This window comes from Sphingobium sp. JS3065 (genome assembly GCF_026427355.1).
Taxonomy (GTDB): domain Bacteria; phylum Pseudomonadota; class Alphaproteobacteria; order Sphingomonadales; family Sphingomonadaceae; genus Sphingobium.
On record NZ_CP102664.1, the window covers coordinates 2,267,540 to 2,291,723 of the forward strand.

Sequence of the window (24,184 nt, forward strand, 5' to 3'; positions counted from 1 at the left end):
CGATGCGCATCGATCTTCGCTCTCGGCTGGTAGCCAACCCGACGATCGCGGGCCTGGTCGGAAGCCGCGTCTATTGGAACAAGCGAAAGCAGGGAGACCCCCTGCCCGCTATCGTCCTCTACAAGATCTCGCCGGGCATCCAGTACACGCACAATGGCGACAGTGGCTATTATGGCAGCCGCATCCAGTTCGACAGCATCGGCTTGGAAGTCCGCGACTTCGAGCCCGTTTTCAACGCCCTGAAGGCTGAAATGGAACAGGCGAAAACGGTCGGCCAGACTGCCTTCAGCATGTCCTTCCTCGAGAGCGAGAGGGACATGCCCTTTGTCGATGTCGATGGCGTGGGCGCCGTGGGCGGCATCAGCGCTGATTTTTTCGTGTGGTGGAAGTCCCTCTAAAAGGAGCCTGCAATGGCAAATGTACGTATTGGCTACGGCTCGACCGTATCCTTCAAGATCGGGGCGGCTGCCGCTGTCCTGCTGGGCGAGGTCACCTCGATCGGTCTGCCTAATCCGCAGATCGCCGATGTCGAGGCGACGCACTTCAACAGCCCCGACCGTGCTCGCGAATATATCCCGGGCTTGAAGGACAACGGCGAAATCGCGATCGGCATCAATTATGATGCGGGTTCCGCGACCGACACGCTGGTCAACGATGCGATGGCTGAAACCGCGCCCATCGAAGTCACGATCTCGGTGCCGACGGTGTCGGGCGTCAATCAGGAATTCACCTTCCCCGGCATCGTGAAGGGATTCGAAAAGACGATCCCGATCGACGATCGCCAGACGGCGACCATCACCATCCGCGTCGCGGGCGCTGTCACGCAGGAGGCTGCGGCCTAATGGCGAACCCGCTGCGCGGCGAGGTGGCGATCACGATCGCCGAAACCCGCTATCTACTCGTTTTCGACGTGAACGCCTTCTGCCATGCGCAGGACGCGCTCGGGAAGAAGCCGCTCGAGATGGTCGCCGACTTCTCGGCGGATCCAGACGACCTGGTGACGCTGCGCGGTCTTTTCTGGGCTGGCCTTCAGAAGCATCACGCCTGCCATCTGCTGGCGGCCGGGGAGTTGCTTTCTGACGCGGGGCAGCCAGCCGTGCGTGCGGCGCTGGCGGACGGCCTGGCCGCCGCATTCGGATTGGCCGAAAAGCAGGAGGGTAAGGAGGGTGAAAACCCTCCGACGACGACCCCTGGAACTGGCTCCGGCTCCACCGGCAATACTGCGAAGCCGGTGGCGACAGCCAGATCTTCTGGTCGGAAACCCCGCGGCTGATCCGCTCCGTCATCGACGGCTATCAGGAACGGATCAACAAGCAGCAGCGGATCGCCATGTCACAGGCGTGGCATGCCGCCGCCCTTCCGCTTCAGAAGACGTTTCCGACGCTCTCGGAACTGCTGGGAGACAGCAAGCCCCAAGAGCAGCAGACGCCAGAGCAGATGCTATCGGCGATGCAGGCTTGGGTCAGCGCGACCCGGCACTGATCTAAATCGACTCTTTACCTCCTACCCGCCATCGTTGCGGTAAATGGGGGTAAGTCATGCGATTCGTAGCAATTGACGTCGAGACGGCCAACGCGAAGTACAGCAGCATCTGCCAACTCGGAATGGTTCGCTTTGAGCACGGGAAAGAGGTTGCAGCAGAGTCGATCTACATCGATCCGTGCACGCACTTCTCACCGATCAACACAAGAATCCACGGCATCAGTGAAAAGCATGTATCCGGCGCCAAGAAGTTCGATGAGGTGCATGATCTCCTTCATGAATGGACCCACGACAGTATCGTGGTCAGCCATTCGCATTTCGACAGGAGCGCGGTACGGCTGGCCTGCGAAGACCACTCGCTACCGACACCGACATGGAATTGGTTCGACAGCGCCGCTATAGCGCGGCGGGTCTGGCCGCAGCTCGCCAGCGCAGGCTTCAAGCTGAAAGTGGTGGCGGGCCATCTGGGCATCACGTTCCGACATCACGATGCTGTTCACGATGCGCGTGCTTGCGGCCAGATCGCGCTGCGCGCCATGGAAGAAACCGGAAGCTCGCTTGCAGAGATTCTCAAACGTCAGGCCGCAGCGTATGTGAAAGAAACGCTGCGTCGCACTGGTGATGGCGATGGTGCGCTGACGGGAGAAAACATCGTGTTTACCGGCGAACTGTCGGTGCCCCGATCTCTAGCGGCAAACATGGCAGCTGAGGCTGGCGGAAACGTCGACAGCGGCGTGACCAAGAAGACTACGATGCTCGTGGTAGGTGAGCGCGATCTAATGCCAGGATGGGGCGAGAAGAGCGGAAAGCACCTAAAGGCCGAGGCTCTGATTGAGAAGGGTCAGGACATCAGAATTGTGGGCGAGAACGACTTCATGTCTCTCGCCGCCATCAAAGATTAGCGGGGGGATCGGCGGCTCACTGCCGGTCGATTAATGCCGCGGCGCTGAACAGAATGGCCGATGAAATTAGAAAAGCGCCGCCGCCGATGAAGGCGACGGTCTGTCGGTGCATCTGACCGAAGTTGATCGTCTCACCAAGCCCGAAGCCTTCGCCAGTCGGGGCGATATCTACGTTCATTCCAAGCACAGCCAGCGCTCCAGCCATCAGCAGGCAGAGCGTTGCGGCGACGTAAAGAGCGGTCACTTTCATGGCCGTGACCCTAAATTCAGGATCTGGAGAACGCAATGGCTACTGGCGGAGCCTTGATTGGCGCCTTGCGTGTGACGCTCGGACTGGATTCTGCCGAGTTCGAAGCAGGCACAAAAAAGGCGCGGGCAGCTGCCAAATCCCAGGTCAGCGCCATCCAAGCCGAGTTCGACAAGCTCCGAAATGCCGGTGCTGCGCTTGCCCAGATCTGGGCGGGCAGCGAACTCGTCGCGGCGGGGAAACGCGCTCTCGATTACGCCTCATCGCTTGGGGAGGTGGCGCAGCAACTGGGCGTTACCACCAAAGACCTGCAAACCTATCGCTATGCTGCGTCGCAGGCTGGCATCTCCCAAGACGAGATGGATAGGGGGTTGGCGAAGCTGACCCGTACCATAGGCGAGGCAAAGGCGGGATCGAAGGCACAGGCCACGACTTTCCGCGAGCTCGGCGTTGCGGTCGAAGATGCCAATGGTCGCGTATATACCGCCGGTGAAGTGATCCCGAAGCTGGCGGACGCCCTATCGCAGGTGAAGGATCCAGCTACCCGCGCTCGGATTGAAACCGAGCTGTTCGGCAAGGCGGGGCAGAAGCTCGACACGCTGCTGGCCAGCGGCAGCGCAGCCGTGAATGAGTTGCGCGATGCCGCTCAGCAACTTGGCCTCGTACTGTCTGATGAGCAGATACAGAAGGCGGACGAGACCGCCGACAAGCTCGCGGCGATAAAGCAGGTGCTGGAGGCCAAGATGGCGAGCACCGTAGCGGAAAATGCCGACGCCATTCTGACGCTTGCGAACGCCTTGGGAGTGCTTGCGGCCAAATCGCTTGAAGCAGTCACGAACTTCTCCAATCTCCGCAACCTGCGCGGTGTCAATTTCGCCGCGAGTCCCACTGCCGCTAAGAATCTGCTGTCCACGGCTCAGGGTCGCCAGGTGCTCGCTCGGGACATCCAGAGCCGCATGGACCGCAACATGGCGGCAAGGGCGTCTGGGGAAGGCGATGCCGGCGCACTCGATGCGGAGTTCAAGAACCTTGTTCGCGCGCGGAATGCCGTCATACGCGCCGGTCGCGCGGCCGATCGAATTGCTGCTGCAAAGGCGAAAACTGGAACCGCGCCTGAGGGCGCCCTTCCTACTGTCGCTGAAACGGCCAAGAAGCCGAGGAAGCCCAGCGGCCCTACGGCAGAAGAGACCGCGCAGAAGCACGAGCAGGAAATGTCACGGCTGCGCCAGGAGCAGCTTCAGGCTCAGTTGCAGCTGACGAACAACGCAGAAGATCGGGCCGACCTCCAGAGCCAGTTGCTGCTGGAGGAATATACCGAGCGCAAGGCACAGGTCGAAAACGACGAGCACTTCACCGTCGATCAAAAGAAAGCCCAGGTCGCAGCGCTGAAGGCGCTTTATGGAGTCAGCGGCGAGGGAGATGACCTGGTTGTTGGCGGAAACCGCAATTCCCTTTCGGCCGGGATTTCGCGTGAAATGCAGGAGCGCCTCGCCCGGGAGGCGTTCGACATGCAGAGCGCGGACATCGAAATCCGCCGCGGCGATCTTCAGGGCCAGCTTAACATGGCGCGGACAGCCGAAGAGCGGCGCCGCATCGAACTCGAGATTCTGGACCTCGAATATAAGCTGCGCGAAGCAAAGCTGGATCAGGTCATCAACTCGCAGGACAGCAGCCAGGCCGAAAAAGAGCTGGCTCAGATGCAGATGGACCGGCTGGGGCAACAGCGCTGGATCGATGAGGCCAATATCAGCCGGCAAACCATGGGGCCGATGGCGACCTATCTGGACAGCCTGCCCCAGACTGCGGGGGAGGTGAATGAGGCATTCGAGCAGATAGCAGCCAATGGCCTCGCCAACATGAATGACCAGCTGGCCAGCGCGGCAGCGAACACGCTGAAGCTCAAAGGGCTGGCCGGTCAGCTGTTCAACCAGCTGATCGCGGATGTGATCAAGCTAAACATTCAGGCGGCCATGGGCGGCACGGGTGGCATCTTCGGAGGGCTGCTAAAGCTTGGCGGCTCGCTGTTCGGCGGCGGCAATCCGCTCGCCGGCTCGCTGACGACCGCCAACAGCAACATCGCCAGCCTGGCAGCTGGGGTCGGTAGGGGCTCATTTGATGCCTATGCACTGCCCGGCCTGGCTGTGGGCGGTACGATCGGTGGCATCCCCGGAGTCGACAAGAATATTTTGTCGATCAACGGCATCCCGGCGGCGCGGGTGAGTGCTAATGAGCGGATCACGGTGCATCCCAATGCTGCGAATGAGAATGGCAGGCGGACACAGGTGGAAGTGATCAAGGGCGATCTGTTCGATGTGATAGTGCGCCATGAAGCGGCAGGCGTCGCCGGACTGATGGCCGTCGCATCTGGGGTGCAGGCGCGTAAGGCCGCCGGCTCCGATGTTGCCCGCGTCGGCCGCCGTCGCATACCGGGGCGCGGCTGATGGCTGTCATCAGCCTACCAGACTGGGCCGTGCCCAGCGGCGCAGAGCCGTTCCTGCGCGACTTCGGGACGGTCCTGACCCCGTTCCTCGGTGGGCCGGAGCAGCGCATCAACCGCCTCGGCACCCGCTTCGGGCTGCGGGTGACGCTGCCGCCCATGCCGACGCGGGACAAGGCTCTGATCGTTCAGTCCCGCCTGCTGCGCGCCCGTGAAGACCGTTTACTGATGGAATGGCCTCAGCCAGACTTCGACGCGGGTGACCCTGGTGCCCCGCTGGTGTCGGCCATGGTCGCTTCCGGCACGACTCTGCCGCTGAAGGGCATGACGCCAGGCTATGTCATCAAGGAAGGCCAGATGCTCTCCATCATCCACGGCGGCCGTCGCTACATGGAGATGGCGTCGGCCGATGCGACTGTTGGTGCCGGTGGCACCGTCAGTGCTGCCATCTGGCCGCTCCTCCGCTCACCTCTGGCCGTCAATGACGTGGTCGAGATTGCGGCGCCAAAGATCGAAGGATTGGTTTCGCCGGGCGACGAACTCTCGTGGCAAATCTCAGTTGATCGGCTAGCCAGCTTCAGTTTCACGATTTCCGAGGGTGCATGACATGGACGATCTCTCAACGAAGCCGCTCTCGGCAGCCCAACTGGCAGAGACCGAATTCGACCTGAAGGCTGCGCGCGAAGAGGTCGTGGAACGCCTGCGGAATCAGATGCTATTCGCAGAAAAAGCGCTCGCCGCGCTGCTGCTCGCCAACGGCGGCGCCCTCATCGGCTTGTTCACCTTCATAGGTAATGTCGTCGGCAAGGCGGATGCGCCGCTGAAGTTCAGTACCGGCCACCTTTGGGGCGGATTCGCCTGCTTCTCGTTGGGCGTCGCCCTGGTGCTGATCACGCACCTATTCGCCTTCTTCAGCCAACTGGCCTTCTACAATCAGGCGGCCAATGAAATGTGGCGTCACCAGCGCACGTTGAGCAACGGAGCTTTGGACCGGGATCAGACCGAAGAAGCCAAGTTCCACGCGCGCGGGAACAGGAGCATGAAGGTCGGTATACTGACGCTTTCGGCATCACTGATCTGCTTCGTGCTCGGAGCCGGGCTGTCGCTGGCAGGCGTTCTGCCCGCCTGATCTAAACGTCATCCAGACATCACAAGGGCTGCCCTGACAGGCGGCCCTTTTTCATTGGGGGCTTTCCTTGGACCCGACGCTCAAGAACGCGCTGGCGCAGCCCAGCGTGCTGCTGTTTGGCGCGCTCAAGATCGCGCTGCCGACCTATACGCTCCGCCTGCTGGACGGCGCAGGGACGCTCCAGATCGCCGGCGAAACCTATGTCGGCTGTGATGACTTGTTCGGCACGATCGCAGAGCTGTCCGAGTTGACAGAGGAGATTGGCGACCAGGCGCCCGAGATCACGATCAAGCTGCTCCCGCCCAACATCAGCGCAGCGGCGACCCTCGCCAGTCCCGACATGCAGGGCTGCTCGGTGCAGCTGCTGGTCGGCGCGGTCAACATGACGACCGGAACGGTGATCGGCGTGCCGGAGGTCGTGTTCCTGGGTGAGGTCGATGTCCCCACGGTCGACATCGACGCGCAGGGCGAGCGCAGCGTCAGCTTCACGGTGGTCAGTGTGTTCGAGCGGCTGTTCGAGGTGGAAGAAGGGCAGCGCGCCTCGAACGGCTGGCATCAATCCATCTGGCCCGGCGAGCTTGGCCTAGAACATATGACTGGCACGGACGTGAACCTCTATTGGGGAGCGAAGCCGCCGCAGGCCAGCGGGCAGAAGAGCGGACTGGCCGGGCTGCTTCAGCGCGCCGCCGCAGCGAGGCCGGCCCTATGACGCCGATCGAGCGGCGTCACGCTGCCATCGAGGCCACCATGGCCCGCTACCGCGATCAGCATTTCCAGTGGGGCAAGGTGGATTGCGCGAAGGTCGCCGCCTTTCACCTGAAGCGCCTGGGGTACAAGATCCTGATCAGCAAGGCGGGCAGCTATAGCTCCCCTCTGGGCGCAACGCGCGCGCTTCGCCGGCTCGGCTACACCACGCTCGCTGAGATGGCGGACGGCATTGGTCTCACGCCCATTCCCTATGCCCGCATGTTGCTGGGCGACGTGGCGGAAATCGAGGGTGACAGCCCGGTAGGCGCGATCGGTCTCTATGCCGGCAATGGCAACCTCTTCTGCTTTCATGAGGACCATCCCGGCCTGGTGACGATGGCACCGAACAATATCCTTCGCGCATGGAGTGTCCTGTAATGGCAAAGGCGCTCCGAACCGTGGGCATGGTCGTCGCTGCGGTTGCCCTTGTCGCCACAGGCGTCGGCATCGCTGCGGGCGGGGCTGCGGCGGCGGCTGCCGGTTCCACCACGGCCGCGACGGCGATCTCCATCGGCACCTATGCCAGCCTGGGCGCGGGCGTGCTGTCGATGGCGGCCGCTTTCACCGCTCCCAAGCTGGGCGTGGAGGGCTCGGCCACCACCTTCACCACGAACCCGCAGAGTGGGCTGCCCTATGCCATCGGCCGCACCCGCATGTCGGGCCTGCGCGTCTATGCCCGGACCTATGACGGGTTCAAGCAGCAGTCGAAGGACGACATTCTCGCGTTCGTCGCCCTGCTCAGCATCGCCGGGCCGATTCACAGCATCGAGCAGTTCACCGCCGACAATGAGGTTGTGACCTTCGAGACGGCGACCAGCGTCGGCGACGCGAATGGCCGCTTCTACCGCTACATGGCGCAGCGCCTTTCGCTTGGGCCTTCGAGCGGCCCCGCATTGGATTCCAGCTTCGGCGGCAAGTTCTTCCCCGATTGGACCGCCAATCATAAGCTGAGCGGCATCGCGCACGCGCAATGGGCGCTCCGCTTCGACACCGACGGCGACCTGTACGGCGCCGGCGCACCAGAGCCGGCGTGGATCGGCAAGTGGGTGAAGGTCTATGATCCGCGCAAGGATAGCACCTATCCCGGCGGATCGGGTGCGCACCGCGCCCTTAATGAAGCGACCTATGAATGGTCGGACAACCCCGGCCTGCACGCCCTCACATGGGCGCTAGGCCGCTGGCAGAACGGCAAACGGGTGTGCGGCATTGGCGCGCCGATCTCGACCATTCGCGTCGCCGATTTCGTCGAGTGCGCCAATGTCTGCGACGCCAACGGGTGGAAGGTCGGCGGCGTCGAATGGACGACCGATGCCAAGTGGGACACGCTGAAGCGCATCCTGCAAGCTGGCGGCGCGATACCGACCCAGACGGGCGCGATGATCGGCTGCCTCACCTCCATGCCGCGCACGGCCGTGGCGACGATTGAGAGCCGCCATCTGCTGGATGGGCTGTCGATCGCGGCGACGAAGAGCCGGCGGGACCGTTTCAACAGCGTCATCCCGCGCTACGTCGATGAGGACAGCGATTGGGCGGTCATCTCTGGAACCGCGATTACGGTGAACGACTATGTCGCGGCTGACGGCGGCCAGCGCACCAAAGAAGTCGATTTCCCGCTTGTGCAGGTATTCAGCGGAGAAACAGCGGCCCAGCCCGGCCAGTTGGCCGCCTATGCCGTCGTCAACAGCCGCGAGGCCGGTCCGTTCACCTGGACGACCGGGCCGGAGTGGATCGGCCTTAAGACCGGCGATGTCGTGCTGCTCAATGTGCCAGAGGAAGGTCTGGTCAATCAGCCGGTCCTCATCACCCGGCGCTCGCCGGACCCTGCTACGGGCAAGGTGTCATTCTCGGCCGAGACGGAGACCTATTCCAAGCACGCCTATGCGCTGGGCCAGAGCACAACGCCGCCGGCGCCGTTTCGTCTGGAGGCGCCGGACCTGAAGCCCGCATCGCCGCTCGCGGAGAACTGGAACGTTACCGGCGTAATTTCCGGCGAAGGCTTCCCGGCCCTGCAGGTTGTAGGGGCGAGCGAGATGCCGTCGGCCGATGCCATCGTCATTGACTATCGCAAGTCGGGTGATGAAGCCTGGACCGGCTCGGCCATCCTGTCTGCCGTCGAGCCGGTCAGCCATGTCATCGCGCCGCTGGAAAGCGAGACCGCCTATGACGTGCGGATCGGCTATCGCGTGGGCACCAGTCTCGGCAACATGACAATCTTCGTTAACGTCGTCACTGGTCTGGGCAAGATCACGATCATCGAAGGGCGCATCAGCGAAATCGATGAGCAGATGAACCAGTTGGCCGAAGATGCTGCGGCCGCAGGCGTTCGCCTCGATGCGATCGAACCCGCGATCGACACCATCGAGGCTGCCGTCGCTGCCAACAGCGATGCTGCGGCGCTGCTCGGGCAGGAGCTGAGCAAGCAGGGCGGCGCGCTGGCGACGGTGCGCGATCAGGTTGGCGTATTGGCGCTGGATGATGACGCGGCCGCCGGTGCGCTGCTCGCCGCCACGATCAAGGCAAGTCAGCAGAGTGCGGCCTTTTCGCAGGAGCGCACGCTACGCTTGAATTCCGAAGAGGTAATTGCGCGATCCGTCGATCAGCTGGCGGTTACCTTGGGCAGTCAGGCGGCGGCGATCACGGTGCAGCAGGCGATCGTTGGGCTGATCCAGGAGAACATCACAACGCTGTTTGCTCAGTGGTCGTTGGACGTCGATGTCAATGGCGTGATCGGCGGGATGAAGTTCCTGAACAACGGAACCGTGGTGGACCTTACGATCCAGTCCAATCGCCTGCGCATGATCCCGCCGGGCGGGAATGGCTCGGACGGGAAATACATCACCGTCGACAGTAACGGGCGAACGACCGAGTATATCCTGAGCGGTGGAGTTCGAGTGCTCGAAGAAGGCTGGCTCACCTAATGGGCTGGGGCACTCGCGTCCGCGATGAGGCTGGCAACCTTCAGGTCGAGGAAGGCGCGCGCTATGGCCGCGTGTCTGGTTTTTTCGACATCACAGCAGCCAACTCGACTGTGTCGGGCACCACCTGGACGGGGTCGTTCAATGACCCCATCTTCCTCACCGGCGCAGCATGGTGGGCGATCAACTATCTCTATTCGACGATACCGAACGTCCCGGTGGCAGGCGTCAGCATCTCCGTATCGGGGCAAACGCTCAGCTGGTCGATTGATCGGAATGTCACGCCCGCGCCCAACGTCAACACCGTCCGCCTTCTCTATGGAGTGTATTGATGCCGCACGGCTACCGGATACTTGGCCCTTCCGGGGCTGTGCAGATCGATCAGCACTATCGCAACCTGATGCTGCGGTCTGTTCAATCCGTCACGACAACGTCGCCCGATAAGACCAATTATCAGACATTCACTCAGTATCCGAAGAACGGCTATAGCTACCTGAATGCCGCCAATGAGGATCCTGTAACCACCCCGCTCATTTTCTTCCCGGCTGACGCCTACACCGGAACTTATGGGGGTGGCGGCTCTGGATCGCTGGTGACGAACAAAGCCAGAGGCGGTGTGACAAAACTGGCGATATTTGATGTCCCTACGCCGCCGCCTATCAATAAGTGGGGTCGAATTGTCAGGACCGCCGGCGGCGTCATCACCTATTATTCGGGTTACAAATATCTGCGGGTCCATTCAGTGCTGACCGGTAGCAACTATCTTACCAACCCCATCAATCTTTCGCTTCCAACAGACCGGAAGTGGGGCTTCTGCTGCTTCAAATGGGCGGGTCGAACGCGGCTCGATGATGATCGAGCCTATGACCAGATAGGATCGAACTTGCGCTTCTATCGCACCCGGCGCGAGATCATGGCGATCAGGCTGGCAGGAGGGGGGCTGACCTCAACCGACATGTCCTACATGGACGACAGCGATTACGCATTCCCGGACGCGGCGTGGGATCATCAGGACAGCGTTGATCGCTCCTATGCGATCATCATCGCCGACATGACCCACGTTCCTGAGTGGTGAGCCTGTGAGGCCCACCAGCTCCAGTTTCTGACGACGGTAATCCACGATCGTCGTGCCACCTAACATCGATATTAAAGGAGACGCATTTTGCCTTGGTATAATGCGGGGACGGTCAGCGTCACCAACGACAGCGTCAATGTGACGGGCGCCGGGACCGCCTGGGTCGATAACGTCCGTGCGGGGCAATCATTCGTTGGACCGGACGGGCTGACGATCGAGATCGCCTCGGTCGTGTCGGCGACCTCGCTCACTCTGGCGCGCCCCTATCGCGGGGTGACGGCGGCAGGACAAGCCTACAGCATCATGCCGGTCCAGGGCGATCTGCGCGATCTTGCCCTGCAAGCGAAGGATCTGGTGCTATCATTCAGCAGTGTGCGCGATGGTGTCGGTCAAGGCATCTTCCCTGTCGGAACCGTGGGCACGCCCGGCATCCGGTTCAGCGGGGATGAGGATACTGGGCTCTCGCGGACTGCTGCCAATGAACTTTCCGGCATTGTCGGAGGGGCTGTGGGTTGGCGGCTCACCACGGGCGGACTGGCGGTGACGGGTGCGGTTACCGCCAAGAATGCTGGCGGTGGGCGAGCGGATTTGTCGCCGGGAGACGCGACGCATACCGGATTTCTGGCACTATACGCAGCGAATGATGTTCGCCGCGGCTATATCGGTTTCATCACGACGACTGGTGGGGCGCAGCCGCTATCGTATCAGAACGAAACCGGCGGCGTTCACCTCTTCGCGCAGGGGATTACCAGCTCCAGCGACATCCAGAGCAATAATCTCCTGTTGCGCGGGGATGGCTCCAACGCCTTCGTGCGCCCCACCAATGCAGGCGGCGATCTCTGCCTGGGCGCCAATGCAACCACGACATGGCGCTGTGCCAATAGCGGCGTATTTCACCCGGAGGTCGACAACGTCTGGAGCGTAGGCCGGGCCGATAAGCGCGCGTCGGTCTTCTTTGCTGGCACCGGGTCGATCAACACCTCTGATGAACGCGAGAAGCTGTGGCGCGGCTTCTCGGAGGATCTGAAGGCGAAGTTTCGCCGGATTGCGGATGCCATCATTCGTGAGTTGGGCTGGTTCCAGCTGCTCGATCAGATCGAGGAAAAGGGAGAAGATGGTGCACGTTGGCACTTCGGCGTGCGGGCGCAGCGCGTCTGGTCTATCGTGGCCGCCGAAGGTCTGTGCGCTCCACTGATTGGCGAAGGGGCTGAGCAGCGGCCTGATCCATCATGGACCGGCTCGCCTCCGCCCGCGTGGCTGTGCTGGGATATTTGGCCTGACCGCTTCGACCCGATCATGGAACAGCGGCAAGTTGGCACGGATACAGTTGTCGTCGGGCAGGAGCCGACCGGCCTCCTCGATGCCACCGGCTCGCCGATCATGCGCAACCTCATCGAAGAACGGCCAATCATGGGAATGGTCGAAGTCGGTCAGCGGCTAGATAGGGCAGCAGGCAATCGGTTCGGCCTACGAGTCGATCAAATGGGTCTGCTGCTCAACTGGGAAATGGGCGAGCGAGACAAGGACAGGCAAGCAGAGGTCGCTGAATTCGCGGTCCGTCTCGAAGCGTTGGAGGCAGCATGATCTACCTTCCGCACATCATCATGGCGCTGGCTGTCCAAGCGATCGTCGGCCTGCTCACAGGTAACTGGTGGGCGGGCGCGGCGCTGGGTTCTGCCTATTTCATCGGCCGGGAAGTCGCCCAGGCGGAATATCGTTGGATCGAGCGGTTCGGGGGTGGGCTGCGCGCCAACATGCCCTGGTGGGGCCGTCTCGATCCTCGCGTCTGGCCGAAGCTGGACCAGTGGATCGACTGGATCGGGCCGGTGCTGGCTACCTGCGCGGCCGCATATGTTTCGGGCTGATGCCATGCACGACGCCATCATCACACATCAGGGGGCAAAGGCGATGACGCCATGGTTTGAGGCAGCCATCGCAAAATATGGCTGGATTGTATTGGGGCTGACGTTCGGGCTGGCGGCGAAATATGCGCTGCTCATCAAGAAGGGCGTGAAGATTAAGCCGGTGCTGGTGCTGGCCGATTTGCTGCTGCTGCCGATGGTGGCGCTCATCGCCTATTGGATTGTCAATCAGGCGGGCGTTCGTGGCGAAGCTGCCGCGCTCCTCACCGCCGGAGCAACCGTGGGGGCCGATCGCGTCGTCAAGCTCTACACCGACCGGTTCCTCCGGCAGGTCGATGCCGTGTTGATGGACAGCGTGGTGCAGCGCAAGGCGGCGATCCGTGAGGAGGTGCAGGCGGAATTGAGCGCCAATCGCACGATGCAGGACATCGCCAAGGGGAAGCGGGCCATCGGCGGGGAGTAAGCGGCCGCCACCCCATTTCTGGGAATTGACGAACGACAGGGCGCTTCGGGCGCCCTTTTTCATGGGAGATTGACATGCCCAAGACGCCCAAGACGATGATCGATGACGTGATCGCCCGCGAAGGCGATTATGTGAACAATCCCGCTGATCGCGGTGGCCCGACCCGATTCGGCATCACCCAAGCCCTCGCACGGGAGAATGGCTACCAAGGCGACATGAAAGCGCTCCCCCGCCAGTTCGCCTTCGACATCTATTGGCGGAAGTTCGTGACGGCGACGGGTATCGATCTTCTCGCCAAGCGCTCCCCTGGCCTTGCTGCGGAGGCGCTGGACACCGGCGTCAACATGGGCGCGCCGTGGGGCGTCATGTTCCTTCAGCGTGCGCTCAACGCCTTCAACGAGGGCGGCAAGCTGTGGCCGGATCTAGCGAAGATCGACGGCGATTATGGGGGCAAGAGCGATGCGGCGCTGGCCGCCTATTTGGCTCACCCCCGGCGCGGCCGGGTCGATGTCCTGCTGGCCGCCATGAACGCCCTGCAAGGCGAGCGGTATATCGGCATTGCCGAGCGCAATGCGTCGCAGGAAGCGTTCGTCTATGGCTGGCTGCTCAATCGCGTAGCGACGGCAGCATGACCTGGGCCGCCACCTTCGCGCTCGCCCGCCGCTTCTGGTGGGCGCCCGTCTTCATCGGCCTGGGCGTGGCCCTCGCGCTGACATCGATGAAGGTCGAGGTTCGGACCGCCGAACGGGACAAGGCCCGCACCGATTTTGCCGCCGAACAGCAGGGCCACAAGCAGACTGTGGCCAACTATCGCGCCGCGAGCGCGGAGGCGCAGCGGCAGGCCGCCGCCAACGTCCAGCGCGTGAAGGCCGAACAGGCAGCAATTACCGAAAGGACCGTGAATGACTATCAAGATCGCCTCGCTGATGTCGGCGCTCGCTATGACCGTGTCCGCCTGCAACTCGCGGCCCGAACCGATCTCAGCAGTTCCGACCCGGCTCCAGTGTCCATCACCGCCGACGCCACCTGCCGAGCTTATGGAGGGGGAAGTTGTGACGGACTTCTTGCCAAACTCGCAATAGCGGAGCGGCAGGCGTGGAATCTAGTCGCGCTCCGGGCATGGGTCCGGCAGCAGGAGTCGGTGAAGGTGGAGCCGGTCACCCCCGATCCCAATTAACCTTCATGTCCGCCAATTTATCGGCCTGGAAATAGTAGCTCGCCTCTATAAGCGCGTCGACCATGTCCTGGACCTCTTGCGGGTGCATGGGGTCGCCGCGCTCGATCTGTAGCGTCATCGCATAATATTCCCGCAGGATTTCGCTGGTGTCAGTTGGCGGACACCGATCGACGATTAAATTCGCTTCCCGATTGGTTTCCGTCCGCGTCGGGAAGCGAGAGATTGTCGGGTTCCGCTTCATTTCAATCTATGCGTCGACAATGGCGTCATCTGCATTTCCGTCGTCACGGCGTCCCTCGCGAATGTCCTGCAAGAACCGCCGGTTTTCATGGCCGCGCTTCTCCAGCGCATCCGCGACGGCTCCGCGAATGTCGTCAATTCGTTCCATTTCTCATCTCCGACATGAGTACATATGAAGAACATAATTCGAGTCGGTCAAGCGGATTGACTCTCGGTCTGGCGCGTCTCAGGCTAACCATATGTGCAATCGGGCAGAACGCGGCGATACGCAGAAGGTGCTGAACCTGTTCGGCGCCCGGCGCGGCGCACGGTTCAACGAAGGCCCGCTGGAGACGCATCCGGCCCAGCCCGGCACGGTCGTGCGGCTTGAGGATGGAGAGCGGGTTCTTGAGCAAATGACCTGGGGCTTTCCGCTGGTTCAGAAAAGCAAACGAACCGGACAGGCGTTGAAGCCGAAGCCGGTCAACAATGCCAGGTTCGACAAACTGGGCAGCTATTGGAAGCGATGGGCAACCAATCCGCGCAACCGATGCCTGATCCCGACCGCGAGATATGCCGAAGCCGTGGGCGAAACGGGTCGGATGACCGAGACGTGGCTTTCCGTGAAGGACCAGCCGATCTTCGCGTGGGCCGGACTATGGGACAACAGTGCGGAGTGGGAAGGGGTCTATACCGGCGTCATGACCGGAAACGCGCCGGAACTGATAGACATCCATGATCGCTCCCCGGTCATTCTTGACCCGAAGGATTGGGATACTTGGCTCCATGCGCCGCTGGACGATCTATATCAGTTTGACCGGCCCTATCCGGCAGATCGCATGATCGTGCAGCATACTGACGCGCCATGGTATCGGAAAAAGGGGAGCGGGCCTTCGGGATCGATGCTGCTCTAGCAACCGGCCTGACGCTCAGGGTTCATCACCTCGGCCACGGCGTCATAGCTTTCCATCAGTTCGATATGGCGACCATCGGCAAATACGATCAGAGTACCGTCATCGGATGGCTGGAAATAGTCGATCTGCTCCAGATTGACGGAAACAGGATTTCCGTCGTTCAGCGTGAACTCAGCGATCATCACAGCGGCCTCCATGTCGATATATCGCTTCACCGTCGGAACGGTTCCGCGATCCGTCTCTAAGCATATGGTCAAGCGTTGATCGCTGACCACACGCCATGCCGATTGCCAGCAGCGACAGTCCGGCCAGCACCGCGAGCGCCTATCACCACCAAAAAGCCCCACCATCCACGCGAGACGGCGGGGCAAGTTTGGGTCGCACACAGGACTAAGCCTGCGGAGCTACAATGCTGGTAAGCGGTTTAAGTGGCGGGGATATTATGGGTTATGTCGGAGTGCATAGAGCATGAAAAACCCCGACTCCAGCGTGGGGCCGATCACTTCCCTTTCTCATCCGTGGCGAGGACGCGCGGACGGCGTGTTCGAGTGGAGGCAATTTCCCTCTCCTCAATCTTGAGCATCGGATCGCCAAAGAAAGTGGCGCGCCGCGGGCCGTTTGGATCATCATATTCCGACCGGCTGCCAAAGCCAGCCTTGGCCGCTGCGTCCTGCGCCGCCTCTTTTGTCGGCAGCCAGCGCCCCTTGCGCGTCGGCATGACATAGCGATAGCGCGTCATGCGGCGACTCGGAACAGCAAATCCTTCGCCCGCATAGCATCCTCCAACAGCATCTCTGCCCAGATCTGCGCCAGCTCGCGCCGCCGTTCCATATGGGCCGCGCGGTTATAGGCTCCTTCGACCTTATCGACGGCGACGTGGCCGAGCATCAGGTCAATCACCTCGCGATCATCCGGCCGGCCGTGCTCCCGCCGCCATTCGTTCATGATGGTGGAAAAAGACGAGCGGTAGCCGTGCGGACAATGACGCCGATGATATTTTCCACCGTTCGCCCTGATGATCAGCGCTCTCACGGCATTCTCCGACATCGGAAGCGTGCCGCGCCATGCATTCGGGAAGATATATTCCCTCGAACCGGTCAGAGGCCTTATGGCCTCCAGCACTTCGACGGCCTGCCGGGACAGCGGAACGAGATGCTCATAAGCTTCTTCATCCTTCAGGCGCAGCGCCAGCTTCATCGCCGATGGCGGGATGCGCCATAGCGGCTGCGAGCCGTCGAGCCCCTCCATCTGCGACCATTTCGCCCCGCGCTGCACGGCGGACCGTACCGACGTCAGCGCAAGGAAGCGGTTCGCCAGCTTCGTGATGGGCTGAGCCTCTTCATTGTCGACGTCCCAGATCAGCCCCTTCACCTCGGACAACGTTGTCAGAGCAGGCTGTTTCGCCGCTTTCGGCTTAGGCTTCAGCAGCGTCTTGATCACCGAAGCGGGGTCGCCGGTCCGCATCCCGTTCGCCGCGGCATAGGCGAAGACCTCCGAGGCGCGCTGTCGGATGCGGTGGGCGGTCTCAATCGCACCTCTCCGCTCGACCTTGCGCAGCGCGTCGAGCAGCAGCGCTTCGGTCACGTCACGAATCGGCAGGCGCCCGATCTCGGGAAACAGATCATCCTCCAGGCTGTCGATGACGTTCCGGGCGTGGTGCTTGCTCCAGCGCGGGATATGGAGGGTATGCCATGCCCGGGCGACGGCTTCGAAGCTGTTCTCTGCGTCAGTGCGGGCGGTGACGGCTGCCTGCTTCTTCTCAAGCGCGGGATCGCGGCCGGCGCGGATCGCTTTGCGCGCCTCGTCTCGCGCGTCGCGGGCCTCCACCAGCGACACCTCAGGATAGCTGCCGAGCGTCAGCAGCTTCTCCTTCCCGGCCATAGTGCGATATTTCAGCCGCCACGAGCGATAGCCGTTCGTCGTGACATAGAGGAACAGGCCCTGAGAATCGCTCAGCTTGTAGGGCTTCTCGGCGCCCTTCGCCTTCCGGCACCGGACGTCCGTCAGCACCCGGCGTTCTCCTGTCTGGGGGTATTTCGCCACCGGAGATCTGAAGATACCCCCACGGATACCCCAAAATCCGCCCTACTGACCGTAAACAAAGAGAGAACGTCCGAGACAGCCCACATATGAAAAACCCCGCTAAGTGCGGGGTTCTTATAGACGTTCTTGGGCTGTTCTGGAAGAACAAATGGTGGACAGGGCTGGATTCGAACCAGCGTACGGGAAACCCGGGCAGATTTACAGTCTGCTGCCTTTAACCACTCGGCCACCTGTCCAGTCGCCTAACCGTTTCGGGGAAGCCCCGATCGGCTGGAGGGCGACCCAATGGCGAAAGGAGACTTGCCTGTCAATGGTGCAATGTGAAAAGAGCCTGTCCATGAAAAGAGGAAATCGCACCGGAAAGGCCAAAGGCACTTTCCCCCGCTTCTATGGACGGCATGCCGTCATCGCCGCGCTCGCCAATCCGGACCGGATCGTGCGCAAGATATGGGGGACGCGGGACGCGCTGAACGCGCTCGACCTGCCGCCGGTCCTGCCCATCGTCTATGCCGACGTGGCCGATCTGGGCCGCATGGTGCCGTCGGACGCGCCGCACCAGGGCATCGTGGCGGAGGTGGAGCCGCTGGACGATGTCTGGCTGGGCGACGCGCTGGAGGCCGGGCGGGACGATAACCGTCCGGTGCTGGTGCTGGACCAGGTGACGGACCCGCATAATGTCGGCGCGATCCTGCGGTCGGCGGCGGCGTTCGACGCGCTGTGCATCGTGACGCAGGACCGGCATGCGCCGCCCGAATCGGGGGTGCTGGCGCGGGCGGCTTCGGGCGCTCTGGAAATCATGCCGTGGGTGCGGGTGGTGAACCTGGCCCGCGCACTGGATGAAATTGCCGAAGCGGGTTATTGGCGCATCGGGCTGGATGGCGAGGCCGATACGACATTGAGCGAAGCCATCGGCACGTCGCGGGTCGCGCTGGTGCTGGGGGCCGAGGGCGAAGGGCTGCGCCATAACAGCATGGCGCATTGCGACATTTTGGCTAAACTGCCGATCAGTCCGCGCATGGAAAGCCTGAACGTGTCCAATGCCGCGGCCATCGCCCTTTACGCGGCTGCCAGCCGGTAGGGGCACGAACCACAGGGGGGTCGCTCATGATCGCTTTTCTGCGCGCCGCCGGTGTTCTGGCGGCCAGTCTGCTGCTCTCGGCCTGTCTGGTGACGCCGGGCAAGTTCCAGTCGACGCTGGATATCCGCGCCGACCGGAGCTTCAGCTTCACCTATAAGGGCGAGATATTGGCGACGGACATGGGCAAGGGTTTCGGTTCGACGCCCTCAGGCGACGGTCCGATCGACGGCGTCACGCCCAAGGACCAGCAGAGCAGCTTGCGCACCGCGCTCCAGTCCAGGGAGCAGGGGGCCAAGGAGCAGGAAGAAGGCTTCGACGTCAAGGACAACAAGAACGACGCGCAGCAGATGCAGGGAATCGCGGCGGCGCTTTCGAAGGAAAAGGGGTTTCGCGCCGCCCGCTACATGGGCAATCACCGGTTCGAGATCGACTATGCGATCAGCGGCAGGCTGACCCACGCCTTTCTCTTTCCCTTCAACAGCGATGCGCAGATCGTGTTGCCCTTCGTCGCGGTGGAACTGCGCGGGGAGGATCGGGTGCGGGTGAAGGCGCCGGGCTATTCCAACGGCTATGACAAGAGCCAGAACCCGATGGGCGGCAGCGGTGCGGGCGACGATGCGGCCAAGGCGCTGGACGGCACCTTCACCCTCACCACCAATGCGGAGATCGTCAGCCAGAATCAGGAAGACGGCGCGCAGGGCACGCCGCAGGGCAAGCGAATCGTCTGGAAAGTGACGCCGCTGACCAGCGAAGCGCCCGCCGCCACGCTGCGGGTCGAGCCGTAGACGGGAGGGTGCGGACCGAAGGCCCGCTCCCCCCCTCATCCAACAGCCGAACTCAGTCTTCCGGGGCGATGGTGACGCGCAGGCCGTCCAGCGAATCGCTGAAGGTCAGTTGGCAGGACAGGCGGCTGGTTTCGTTGCGATGGTCGGAACTGTCGAGCAGGTCGTTCTCATCCTCGCTGGCCGCGGGCAGGCTTTCGGCGAAGGCCGGGTCGACAAAGACATGGCAGGTCGCGCAGGAGCAGCAGCCGCCGCACAGGGCCAGCAGTTCATCAAAACCATTGTCGCGGATGATCTCCATCACGGAAAGGCCGCTCTGCGCCTCTACCGCCTGCTCTTCACCCGAACGGTTGACCACAATCAGTTTCGCCATGTACCCCGGTTCCTCAAATTTTTTCCCGCCGCTCATGTCGGACAGACAGCGGGAAATCAAGGGCTGGACGACGATTAAATGGTAACCACGGCAGATCGGCTGCGAGAAAGTCTGGATGCGATCGCCGCGCTGGAGCCTGCTTTCGGCGCGGCGATCGGCCGGGTCGGCTATCCCACGCCCCGTATCCGCGAGCCGGGTTATGAAACCCTGCTGCGCACCATCGTCGGTCAGCAGGTGAGCGTCGCGGCGGCGGCGGCCGTCTGGCGCAGGCTGGAGGAGGAACTGGGCGCGGGCTGCGCGCCCGACTCCCTGCTCGCCCGCGACTTCGACGCCCTGCGCGCCTGCGGCCTGTCGCGGCAGAAACAGGGCTATGCCCGCAGCCTGGCCGAAATGGTGGTGAGCGGCGGGATCGACCTGCACGACCTGCCCGCCGACGATGAGGAAGCCATCGCCCAACTGGTGCGGATCAAGGGGATCGGGCGCTGGTCGGCGGAAATATATCTGCTGTTCGCGGAAGGCCGTCCGGACATCTGGCCCGCGGGCGACCTGGCCGTCCAGATCGAGGTCGGGCGCATATTGGCCCTGCCCGAACGGCCCAGCGAGAAGCGGACGCGCGAACTGGCGGAAAGCTGGCGGCCCCATCGCAGCGCGGCGGCGATCATGGCCTGGCACCATTATAATACGGAGGTTTTTTAAGTGGCCCTGCCCCATGCCCGCTATATCGTCCTGGAACATGAGGGCGTTTGGAAGATCAATCTCGACAACCGCTATTATGGTCCGTTCGCGACACGGGAAGCCGCCGTGGAAAGCGCCACGGCCACGGCGCGGCAGGCGGGAGAGGCCGGCTATCCGGCGTCCGTGCTGCTGATGCGGGGCGCCGATTTCGAAACGCTCTGGACCAGCGTGCCGGAAAATAGCGGCTAGATTTTTTCACGCCCATGGGAACCGGACAGCCCCTTATGCATTTATCGGCTCCAGTTACGTAGGCTTCCGGATGAGCAAAAAGGTTCTGATCGTAGAGGACGAGATTTTCGTCGCACTGGAAATCGAGCATATCGTGGAGGACGCCGGATTCACCGTCGGCGCCATCGCGGCCGATCGTCAGGCCGCGCTGGATGCCGCCGACGATTGCGACATCGCGCTGGTCGACCTCAATTTGCGCGATGGGCCGACCGGGCCTGGCATCGGCGTCGAACTGGCCAGCCAATATGGCATCCGCGTCATCTATGTCACCGCCAATCCCGCGCAGATCGGCGCGGCGTCCGCGGCGGCGCTGGGCGTCATCACCAAACCGTTTCGCGCGCGCAGCATAGCTGAAACGCTGCGGCTGGCGGCGGCCGAACGGCCGGAACTGGAAGCGGCGGACATTGCGGGCTTCACGCCCTTCCCACCGGTGTCCGGCTCATGGAGCGCGATGGAATCCAGAGGCTGAGGCACAGGCCTTCGGGCCGCCAGTCCCGCGTCATCCGTCCCCCCAATTGCCGTTCGATGCTGAGCTGCATCAACCGGCTGCCGAACCCCTCGCTGGTGGCCGGGACGGGGCGCGGCCCGCCCTCCTCCCGCCAGTCGATGCGGATATTCTTGTCCTCGCCCTTCACCTCTATCGTGATCCGGCCCTCCGGCACCGAAAGCGCGCCATATTTAGCGGCGTTGGTCGCCAGTTCATGGAACAGCAGGGCCAGCGGCGTGGCGGAGCGGTCGTCGATGGCCGGATTGTCGCCCGAATAGCGGATGCGCGGACCCAGCGCGTCGCGATAGGGCGCGAAAATCTGTTCCAATATGCCCCACAGCAGCCCCTCGCCCTGATCCGGCTGGGAATTGGGGCCATGGGGCCGGACGAAATCATGGGCGCGGCCCAGCGCCATGATGCGGTCGCGCAGATCGTCGGCAGCGGCGCGGATTTCGGGATGCGTGCGCGCCGACAGGCCGATCAGGCCGGAAATCACCGAAAAGATATTCTTGATCCGGTGGGAAAGTTCATGCGCGATGACCTCCCGTTCCTCCACCATCAATATCTGGTCGTTGATGTCGGTGCAGGTGCCGATCCAACGAACGATCGCCCCCTCGGCATCCCGGATCGGCAGGGCGCGGCCCAGGGTCCAGCGATAATCGCCGCTATGATGGCGCAGCCGATATTCGATCTCATAGGGTTCGCCGGTGTCCAGCGAGTGCCGCCACCGCGCCCATGCACGGTCCTGATCCTCCGGATGGAACATGCCGTTCCAACCCTCTCCATCGGTCGAACCGAAGGGCATGCCGGTAAATTCATACCAGCGGGCGTTATAATAGTCGTGATAGCCGTTCGGCAGCGTCGACCAGACCATCTGCGGCATAGTGTCGGCCAGGGTGCGGAACATGCGGTCGCTTTCGAACAGCGCCTGCGCATCCTTTTCCTGCTGGTCGATGATGGCGCGGTCGCGGCGGCGGCCCTCCAATTCCACCATCACCTGCCGGGCGAGCAGGGTCAGCCCCTGCCGCTGGAGGTCGGTCAGGTCGGCGCGGGGCCGGTCGTCGATGACGCAGAGCGCGCCGAGCGGAGTTCCATCGCCGCCGATCAGCGGCGCCCCGGCATAGAAGCGGATGAAGGGCGCGCCCGTGACCAGCGCATTGTCGGCGAATCGCGGTTCCAGCGTGGCGTCGGGCACCACGAAGATCGCGTCGCCCAGCATGGCATGGGCGCAGAAGGAGACGTCGCGGGGCGTTTCCTCCGCATCCAGGCCGGTGCGGGCAAGGAAGCGCTGGCGCTCGTCCTCCACGATGCTGACCAGCGCGATCGGCGTTTCGCAGAGCGCGGCGGCGAAGGCGGTGATCTGGTCCAGCGTGGCAAAGCCGCCGGCATCGAGATCGTAGCGCGCAATCAGCGCTGCGCGATCCGTCTCTAGCCCGCGTCCTTCAGCCATCGCTGACCCGTTCTATGTCGGCGCCCACGGCGGAAAGTTTTTCCTCCAGCCGTTCATAGCCGCGGTCGAGATGGTAGACGCGGTTGACCTGAGTCTCGCCCTCGGCGGCCAGTCCCGCCAGGATAAGGCTCATCGAGGCGCGCAGGTCGGTCGCCATGACCGGCGCGCCGACCAGCCGGTCGACCCCGCGCACGACCGCCGTGCGGCCGTTGACGCCGATGTCTGCGCCCATGCGCGCCAGTTCGGGAACGTGCATGTAGCGGTTCTCGAAGATCGTCTCGGTCAGTACCGACGCCCCGTCCGCCAGCGTCAGCATCGCCATGAACTGCGCCTGCATGTCGGTCGGGAAAGCCGGGAAGGGCGCGGTCGAGATGGTGAGCGGGCGGAGCTTGCCGTCCGACGACACTTTGATGCCGTCCTTATATTCCTCGACATGGACGCCCGCGTCGCGCAGCGCGGCCAGGATGGCGTGCATGTCGTCGGCGCAGGCCCCCGCAAGGTCCAGCGAACCGCCCGTGATCGCGGCGGCGCAGGCATAGCTGCCCGCCTCGATCCGGTCGGGCATCACGCTGTATGTCGCGCCGTGCAGGCGGGGCTTGCCGTGGATGGTCAGCTTGTCCGTGCCGACCCCCTCTATCTCCGCCCCCATGGCGATCAGCAGCTTGCAGAGATCGACGATCTCCGGCTCCCGCGCCGCATTTTCCAGGATGCAGATGCCCTTGGCCAGCACCGCCGCCATCAGCGCGTTTTCGGTCGCGCCGACCGACACCACCGGGAAAGTGTAGATGCCGCCGGGCAGCCCGCCATCGGGCGCGCTGGCGCGGACATAGCCCGCGTTGATCTCTATGATCGCGCCGAACGCCTCCAGCGCCTTCAGATGCAGGTCGATCGGGCGGTTGCCGATGGCGCAGCCGCCGGGCAGCGACACGCGGGCCTCGCCCGCGCGGGCGAGCAGCGGACCCAGCACCAGGATCGACGCGCGCATCTTGCGCACGATGTCATAGGGCGCTTCGGTCGAGGTGACGCGGCCTGCGCGCAGCGTCATGACGCGGCCGAAATCCTCCGGCCGGGCGCCCTCTATCATGGTCGACACGCCAAGCTGGTTCAGCAGATGGCCGAAACTGTCGACATCGGCCAGGCGCGGCAGGTTGCGCAGCGTCACCGGCTCGTCCGTCAGCAACGCGCAAGGCAGCAGCGTCAGGGCGGCGTTTTTCGCGCCGGAAATGGGAAGGCGGCCTTTGAGCGCTTTGCCGCCGCGGATTTGAATGCGGTCCATCGGCTGGGTTCTTACCGTTAATTGCGCATTGCGCAAGGCGGTCGGCATGTCGTTCCGCCGGTCCCCACCCTTTCCCGCTTCGTCAGGAGAGATTTGCGCGTCGGCGCGAATCCTGTTTCTTCGTCCAGCGGCCCAGCCAGCGGGCAGCCATTGCCCGCCCACC

33 protein-coding genes and 1 tRNA gene are annotated in these 24,184 nt (G+C 62.9%); 24 read left to right on the forward strand and 10 right to left on the reverse strand.

Features of this window, described 5'->3' with window-relative positions; translation table 11 throughout:
- The first annotated feature begins 2 nt into the window (after positions 1-2).
- The 5 genes from NUH86_RS10975 to NUH86_RS10995 are packed head-to-tail and all read left to right on the forward strand — an operon-like array spanning position 3 to position 2,384.
- On the forward strand, positions 3-398 hold the full coding sequence (locus tag NUH86_RS10975; RefSeq protein WP_267249538.1) for a hypothetical protein: 396 nt from the start codon (positions 3-5) through the stop codon (positions 396-398).
- Positions 399-410: 12 nt separating this feature from the next.
- Entirely contained in the window at positions 411-842 is a 432-nt protein-coding gene (locus tag NUH86_RS10980; protein ID WP_267249539.1) for a phage tail tube protein, read from the forward strand.
- On the forward strand, positions 842-1,273 hold the full coding sequence (locus NUH86_RS10985) for a hypothetical protein (protein WP_267249540.1): 432 nt from the start codon (positions 842-844) through the stop codon (positions 1,271-1,273). The genes NUH86_RS10980 and NUH86_RS10985 overlap by 1 nt, the downstream gene beginning before the upstream one ends.
- 56 nt (positions 1,274-1,329) lie before the next feature.
- Positions 1,330-1,482 (forward strand): hypothetical protein, encoded by a 153-nt coding sequence (locus NUH86_RS10990; RefSeq protein ID WP_267249541.1) that lies wholly within the window; start codon positions 1,330-1,332, stop codon positions 1,480-1,482.
- A 56-nt stretch (positions 1,483-1,538) separates the two neighbouring features.
- The gene (locus NUH86_RS10995; protein WP_267249542.1) at positions 1,539-2,384 is read left to right on the forward strand and encodes an exonuclease domain-containing protein; all 846 of its coding nucleotides are present in this window, start codon (positions 1,539-1,541) and stop codon (positions 2,382-2,384) included.
- 16 nt (positions 2,385-2,400) lie between these two features.
- Here NUH86_RS10995 and NUH86_RS11000 read toward each other — a convergent pair whose 3' ends face one another.
- Positions 2,401-2,634, reverse strand: coding sequence for a hypothetical protein (locus NUH86_RS11000; RefSeq protein WP_267249543.1), 234 nt, complete (start codon positions 2,632-2,634; stop codon positions 2,401-2,403).
- 35 nt (positions 2,635-2,669) lie between these two features.
- Between NUH86_RS11000 and NUH86_RS11005 the strand changes: the two genes are divergently transcribed.
- From NUH86_RS11005 to NUH86_RS11065, 13 genes are all read left to right on the forward strand, one after another.
- The gene (locus NUH86_RS11005; protein ID WP_267249544.1) at positions 2,670-5,072 is read left to right on the forward strand and encodes a phage tail tape measure protein; all 2,403 of its coding nucleotides are present in this window, start codon (positions 2,670-2,672) and stop codon (positions 5,070-5,072) included.
- Positions 5,072-5,674: a hypothetical protein gene (locus NUH86_RS11010; protein WP_267249545.1), complete on the forward strand. Its 603-nt coding sequence runs from the start codon at positions 5,072-5,074 to the stop codon at positions 5,672-5,674. Before NUH86_RS11005 ends, NUH86_RS11010 begins: the two co-directional genes overlap by 1 nt.
- 1 nt (position 5,675) lies before the next feature.
- Positions 5,676-6,197, forward strand: coding sequence for a hypothetical protein (locus NUH86_RS11015; RefSeq protein ID WP_267249546.1), 522 nt, complete (start codon positions 5,676-5,678; stop codon positions 6,195-6,197).
- A 67-nt stretch (positions 6,198-6,264) separates the two neighbouring features.
- Positions 6,265-6,906: a hypothetical protein gene (locus NUH86_RS11020; RefSeq protein ID WP_267249547.1), complete on the forward strand. Its 642-nt coding sequence runs from the start codon at positions 6,265-6,267 to the stop codon at positions 6,904-6,906.
- Positions 6,903-7,322: a DUF6950 family protein gene (locus tag NUH86_RS11025; protein ID WP_267249548.1), complete on the forward strand. Its 420-nt coding sequence runs from the start codon at positions 6,903-6,905 to the stop codon at positions 7,320-7,322. Before NUH86_RS11020 ends, NUH86_RS11025 begins: the two co-directional genes overlap by 4 nt.
- Positions 7,322-9,862: a phage tail protein gene (locus NUH86_RS11030; protein WP_267249549.1), complete on the forward strand. Its 2,541-nt coding sequence runs from the start codon at positions 7,322-7,324 to the stop codon at positions 9,860-9,862. Before NUH86_RS11025 ends, NUH86_RS11030 begins: the two co-directional genes overlap by 1 nt.
- Positions 9,862-10,191, forward strand: coding sequence for a hypothetical protein (locus NUH86_RS11035; RefSeq protein WP_267249550.1), 330 nt, complete (start codon positions 9,862-9,864; stop codon positions 10,189-10,191). The genes NUH86_RS11030 and NUH86_RS11035 overlap by 1 nt, the downstream gene beginning before the upstream one ends.
- The gene (locus NUH86_RS11040; protein ID WP_267249551.1) at positions 10,191-10,934 is read left to right on the forward strand and encodes a hypothetical protein; all 744 of its coding nucleotides are present in this window, start codon (positions 10,191-10,193) and stop codon (positions 10,932-10,934) included. The genes NUH86_RS11035 and NUH86_RS11040 overlap by 1 nt, the downstream gene beginning before the upstream one ends.
- 87 nt (positions 10,935-11,021) lie before the next feature.
- Entirely contained in the window at positions 11,022-12,518 is a 1,497-nt protein-coding gene (locus tag NUH86_RS11045; protein WP_267249552.1) for a tail fiber domain-containing protein, read from the forward strand.
- Positions 12,515-12,799: a hypothetical protein gene (locus NUH86_RS11050; RefSeq protein ID WP_267249553.1), complete on the forward strand. Its 285-nt coding sequence runs from the start codon at positions 12,515-12,517 to the stop codon at positions 12,797-12,799. Before NUH86_RS11045 ends, NUH86_RS11050 begins: the two co-directional genes overlap by 4 nt.
- A gap of 4 nt (positions 12,800-12,803) precedes the next feature.
- Positions 12,804-13,259, forward strand: coding sequence for a hypothetical protein (locus NUH86_RS11055; RefSeq protein WP_267249554.1), 456 nt, complete (start codon positions 12,804-12,806; stop codon positions 13,257-13,259).
- 74 nt (positions 13,260-13,333) lie between these two features.
- Positions 13,334-13,891: a glycoside hydrolase family 108 protein gene (locus tag NUH86_RS11060; protein WP_267249555.1), complete on the forward strand. Its 558-nt coding sequence runs from the start codon at positions 13,334-13,336 to the stop codon at positions 13,889-13,891.
- Complete coding sequence (locus NUH86_RS11065) at positions 13,888-14,436, forward strand: hypothetical protein (protein ID WP_267249556.1); 549 nt, start codon at positions 13,888-13,890, stop codon at positions 14,434-14,436. The genes NUH86_RS11060 and NUH86_RS11065 overlap by 4 nt, the downstream gene beginning before the upstream one ends.
- Here the strand turns inward: NUH86_RS11065 and NUH86_RS11070 are convergent.
- Both NUH86_RS11070 and NUH86_RS11075 read right to left on the reverse strand, forming a co-directional pair.
- Positions 14,417-14,677: a hypothetical protein gene (locus NUH86_RS11070; RefSeq protein ID WP_267249557.1), complete on the reverse strand. Its 261-nt coding sequence runs from the start codon at positions 14,675-14,677 to the stop codon at positions 14,417-14,419. The genes NUH86_RS11065 and NUH86_RS11070 overlap by 20 nt on opposite strands.
- 6 nt (positions 14,678-14,683) lie before the next feature.
- Positions 14,684-14,824 (reverse strand): hypothetical protein, encoded by a 141-nt coding sequence (locus NUH86_RS11075; RefSeq protein WP_267249558.1) that lies wholly within the window; start codon positions 14,822-14,824, stop codon positions 14,684-14,686.
- Positions 14,825-14,915: 91 nt separating this feature from the next.
- Between NUH86_RS11075 and NUH86_RS11080 the strand changes: the two genes are divergently transcribed.
- Positions 14,916-15,569, forward strand: coding sequence for an SOS response-associated peptidase family protein (locus tag NUH86_RS11080; RefSeq protein ID WP_267249559.1), 654 nt, complete (start codon positions 14,916-14,918; stop codon positions 15,567-15,569).
- Here NUH86_RS11080 and NUH86_RS11085 read toward each other — a convergent pair.
- From NUH86_RS11085 to NUH86_RS11100, 4 genes are all read right to left on the reverse strand, one after another.
- Complete coding sequence (locus NUH86_RS11085; protein WP_267249560.1) at positions 15,566-15,751, reverse strand: hypothetical protein; 186 nt, start codon at positions 15,749-15,751, stop codon at positions 15,566-15,568. The two genes, NUH86_RS11080 and NUH86_RS11085, sit on opposite strands and share 4 nt — an antisense overlap.
- A gap of 317 nt (positions 15,752-16,068) precedes the next feature.
- Positions 16,069-16,308, reverse strand: coding sequence for a hypothetical protein (locus NUH86_RS11090; RefSeq protein WP_267249561.1), 240 nt, complete (start codon positions 16,306-16,308; stop codon positions 16,069-16,071).
- A complete protein-coding gene (locus NUH86_RS11095) occupies positions 16,305-17,579 on the reverse strand; it encodes a tyrosine-type recombinase/integrase (RefSeq protein ID WP_267249562.1) in 1,275 nt (424 codons plus the stop codon). Before NUH86_RS11095 ends, NUH86_RS11090 begins: the two co-directional genes overlap by 4 nt.
- A 182-nt stretch (positions 17,580-17,761) precedes the next feature.
- A tRNA-Tyr gene (locus NUH86_RS11100) sits at positions 17,762-17,848 on the reverse strand.
- Between the two features lie 101 nt (positions 17,849-17,949).
- Between NUH86_RS11100 and rlmB the strand changes: the two genes are divergently transcribed.
- Entirely contained in the window at positions 17,950-18,690 is a 741-nt protein-coding gene (rlmB, locus tag NUH86_RS11105) for a 23S rRNA (guanosine(2251)-2'-O)-methyltransferase RlmB (RefSeq protein WP_267249563.1), read from the forward strand.
- Positions 18,691-18,716: 26 nt separating this feature from the next.
- On the forward strand, positions 18,717-19,475 hold the full coding sequence (locus NUH86_RS11110; protein WP_267249564.1) for a hypothetical protein: 759 nt from the start codon (positions 18,717-18,719) through the stop codon (positions 19,473-19,475).
- A 52-nt stretch (positions 19,476-19,527) separates the two neighbouring features.
- Here the strand turns inward: NUH86_RS11110 and NUH86_RS11115 are convergent, their stop codons facing one another.
- Entirely contained in the window at positions 19,528-19,845 is a 318-nt protein-coding gene (locus tag NUH86_RS11115; protein WP_267249565.1) for a 2Fe-2S iron-sulfur cluster-binding protein, read from the reverse strand.
- A 78-nt stretch (positions 19,846-19,923) separates the two neighbouring features.
- On the opposite strand from NUH86_RS11115, the gene NUH86_RS11120 reads away from it, so the two are divergent.
- From NUH86_RS11120 to NUH86_RS11130, 3 genes are all read left to right on the forward strand, one after another.
- Positions 19,924-20,541, forward strand: a complete 618-nt coding sequence (locus NUH86_RS11120) for a DNA-3-methyladenine glycosylase family protein (protein ID WP_267249566.1) — start codon at positions 19,924-19,926, stop codon at positions 20,539-20,541.
- Complete coding sequence (locus NUH86_RS11125; RefSeq protein WP_267249567.1) at positions 20,542-20,769, forward strand: DUF2188 domain-containing protein; 228 nt, start codon at positions 20,542-20,544, stop codon at positions 20,767-20,769.
- Between the two features lie 70 nt (positions 20,770-20,839).
- Entirely contained in the window at positions 20,840-21,277 is a 438-nt protein-coding gene (locus NUH86_RS11130; RefSeq protein ID WP_267249568.1) for a response regulator, read from the forward strand.
- Here the strand turns inward: NUH86_RS11130 and NUH86_RS11135 are convergent.
- A complete protein-coding gene (locus tag NUH86_RS11135; protein WP_267249569.1) occupies positions 21,222-22,745 on the reverse strand; it encodes a sensor histidine kinase in 1,524 nt (507 codons plus the stop codon). The genes NUH86_RS11130 and NUH86_RS11135 overlap by 56 nt on opposite strands.
- Positions 22,738-24,021, reverse strand: coding sequence for a UDP-N-acetylglucosamine 1-carboxyvinyltransferase (gene murA, locus NUH86_RS11140; protein ID WP_267249570.1), 1,284 nt, complete (start codon positions 24,019-24,021; stop codon positions 22,738-22,740). Before murA ends, NUH86_RS11135 begins: the two co-directional genes overlap by 8 nt.
- Positions 24,022-24,184 lie beyond the last annotated feature (163 nt).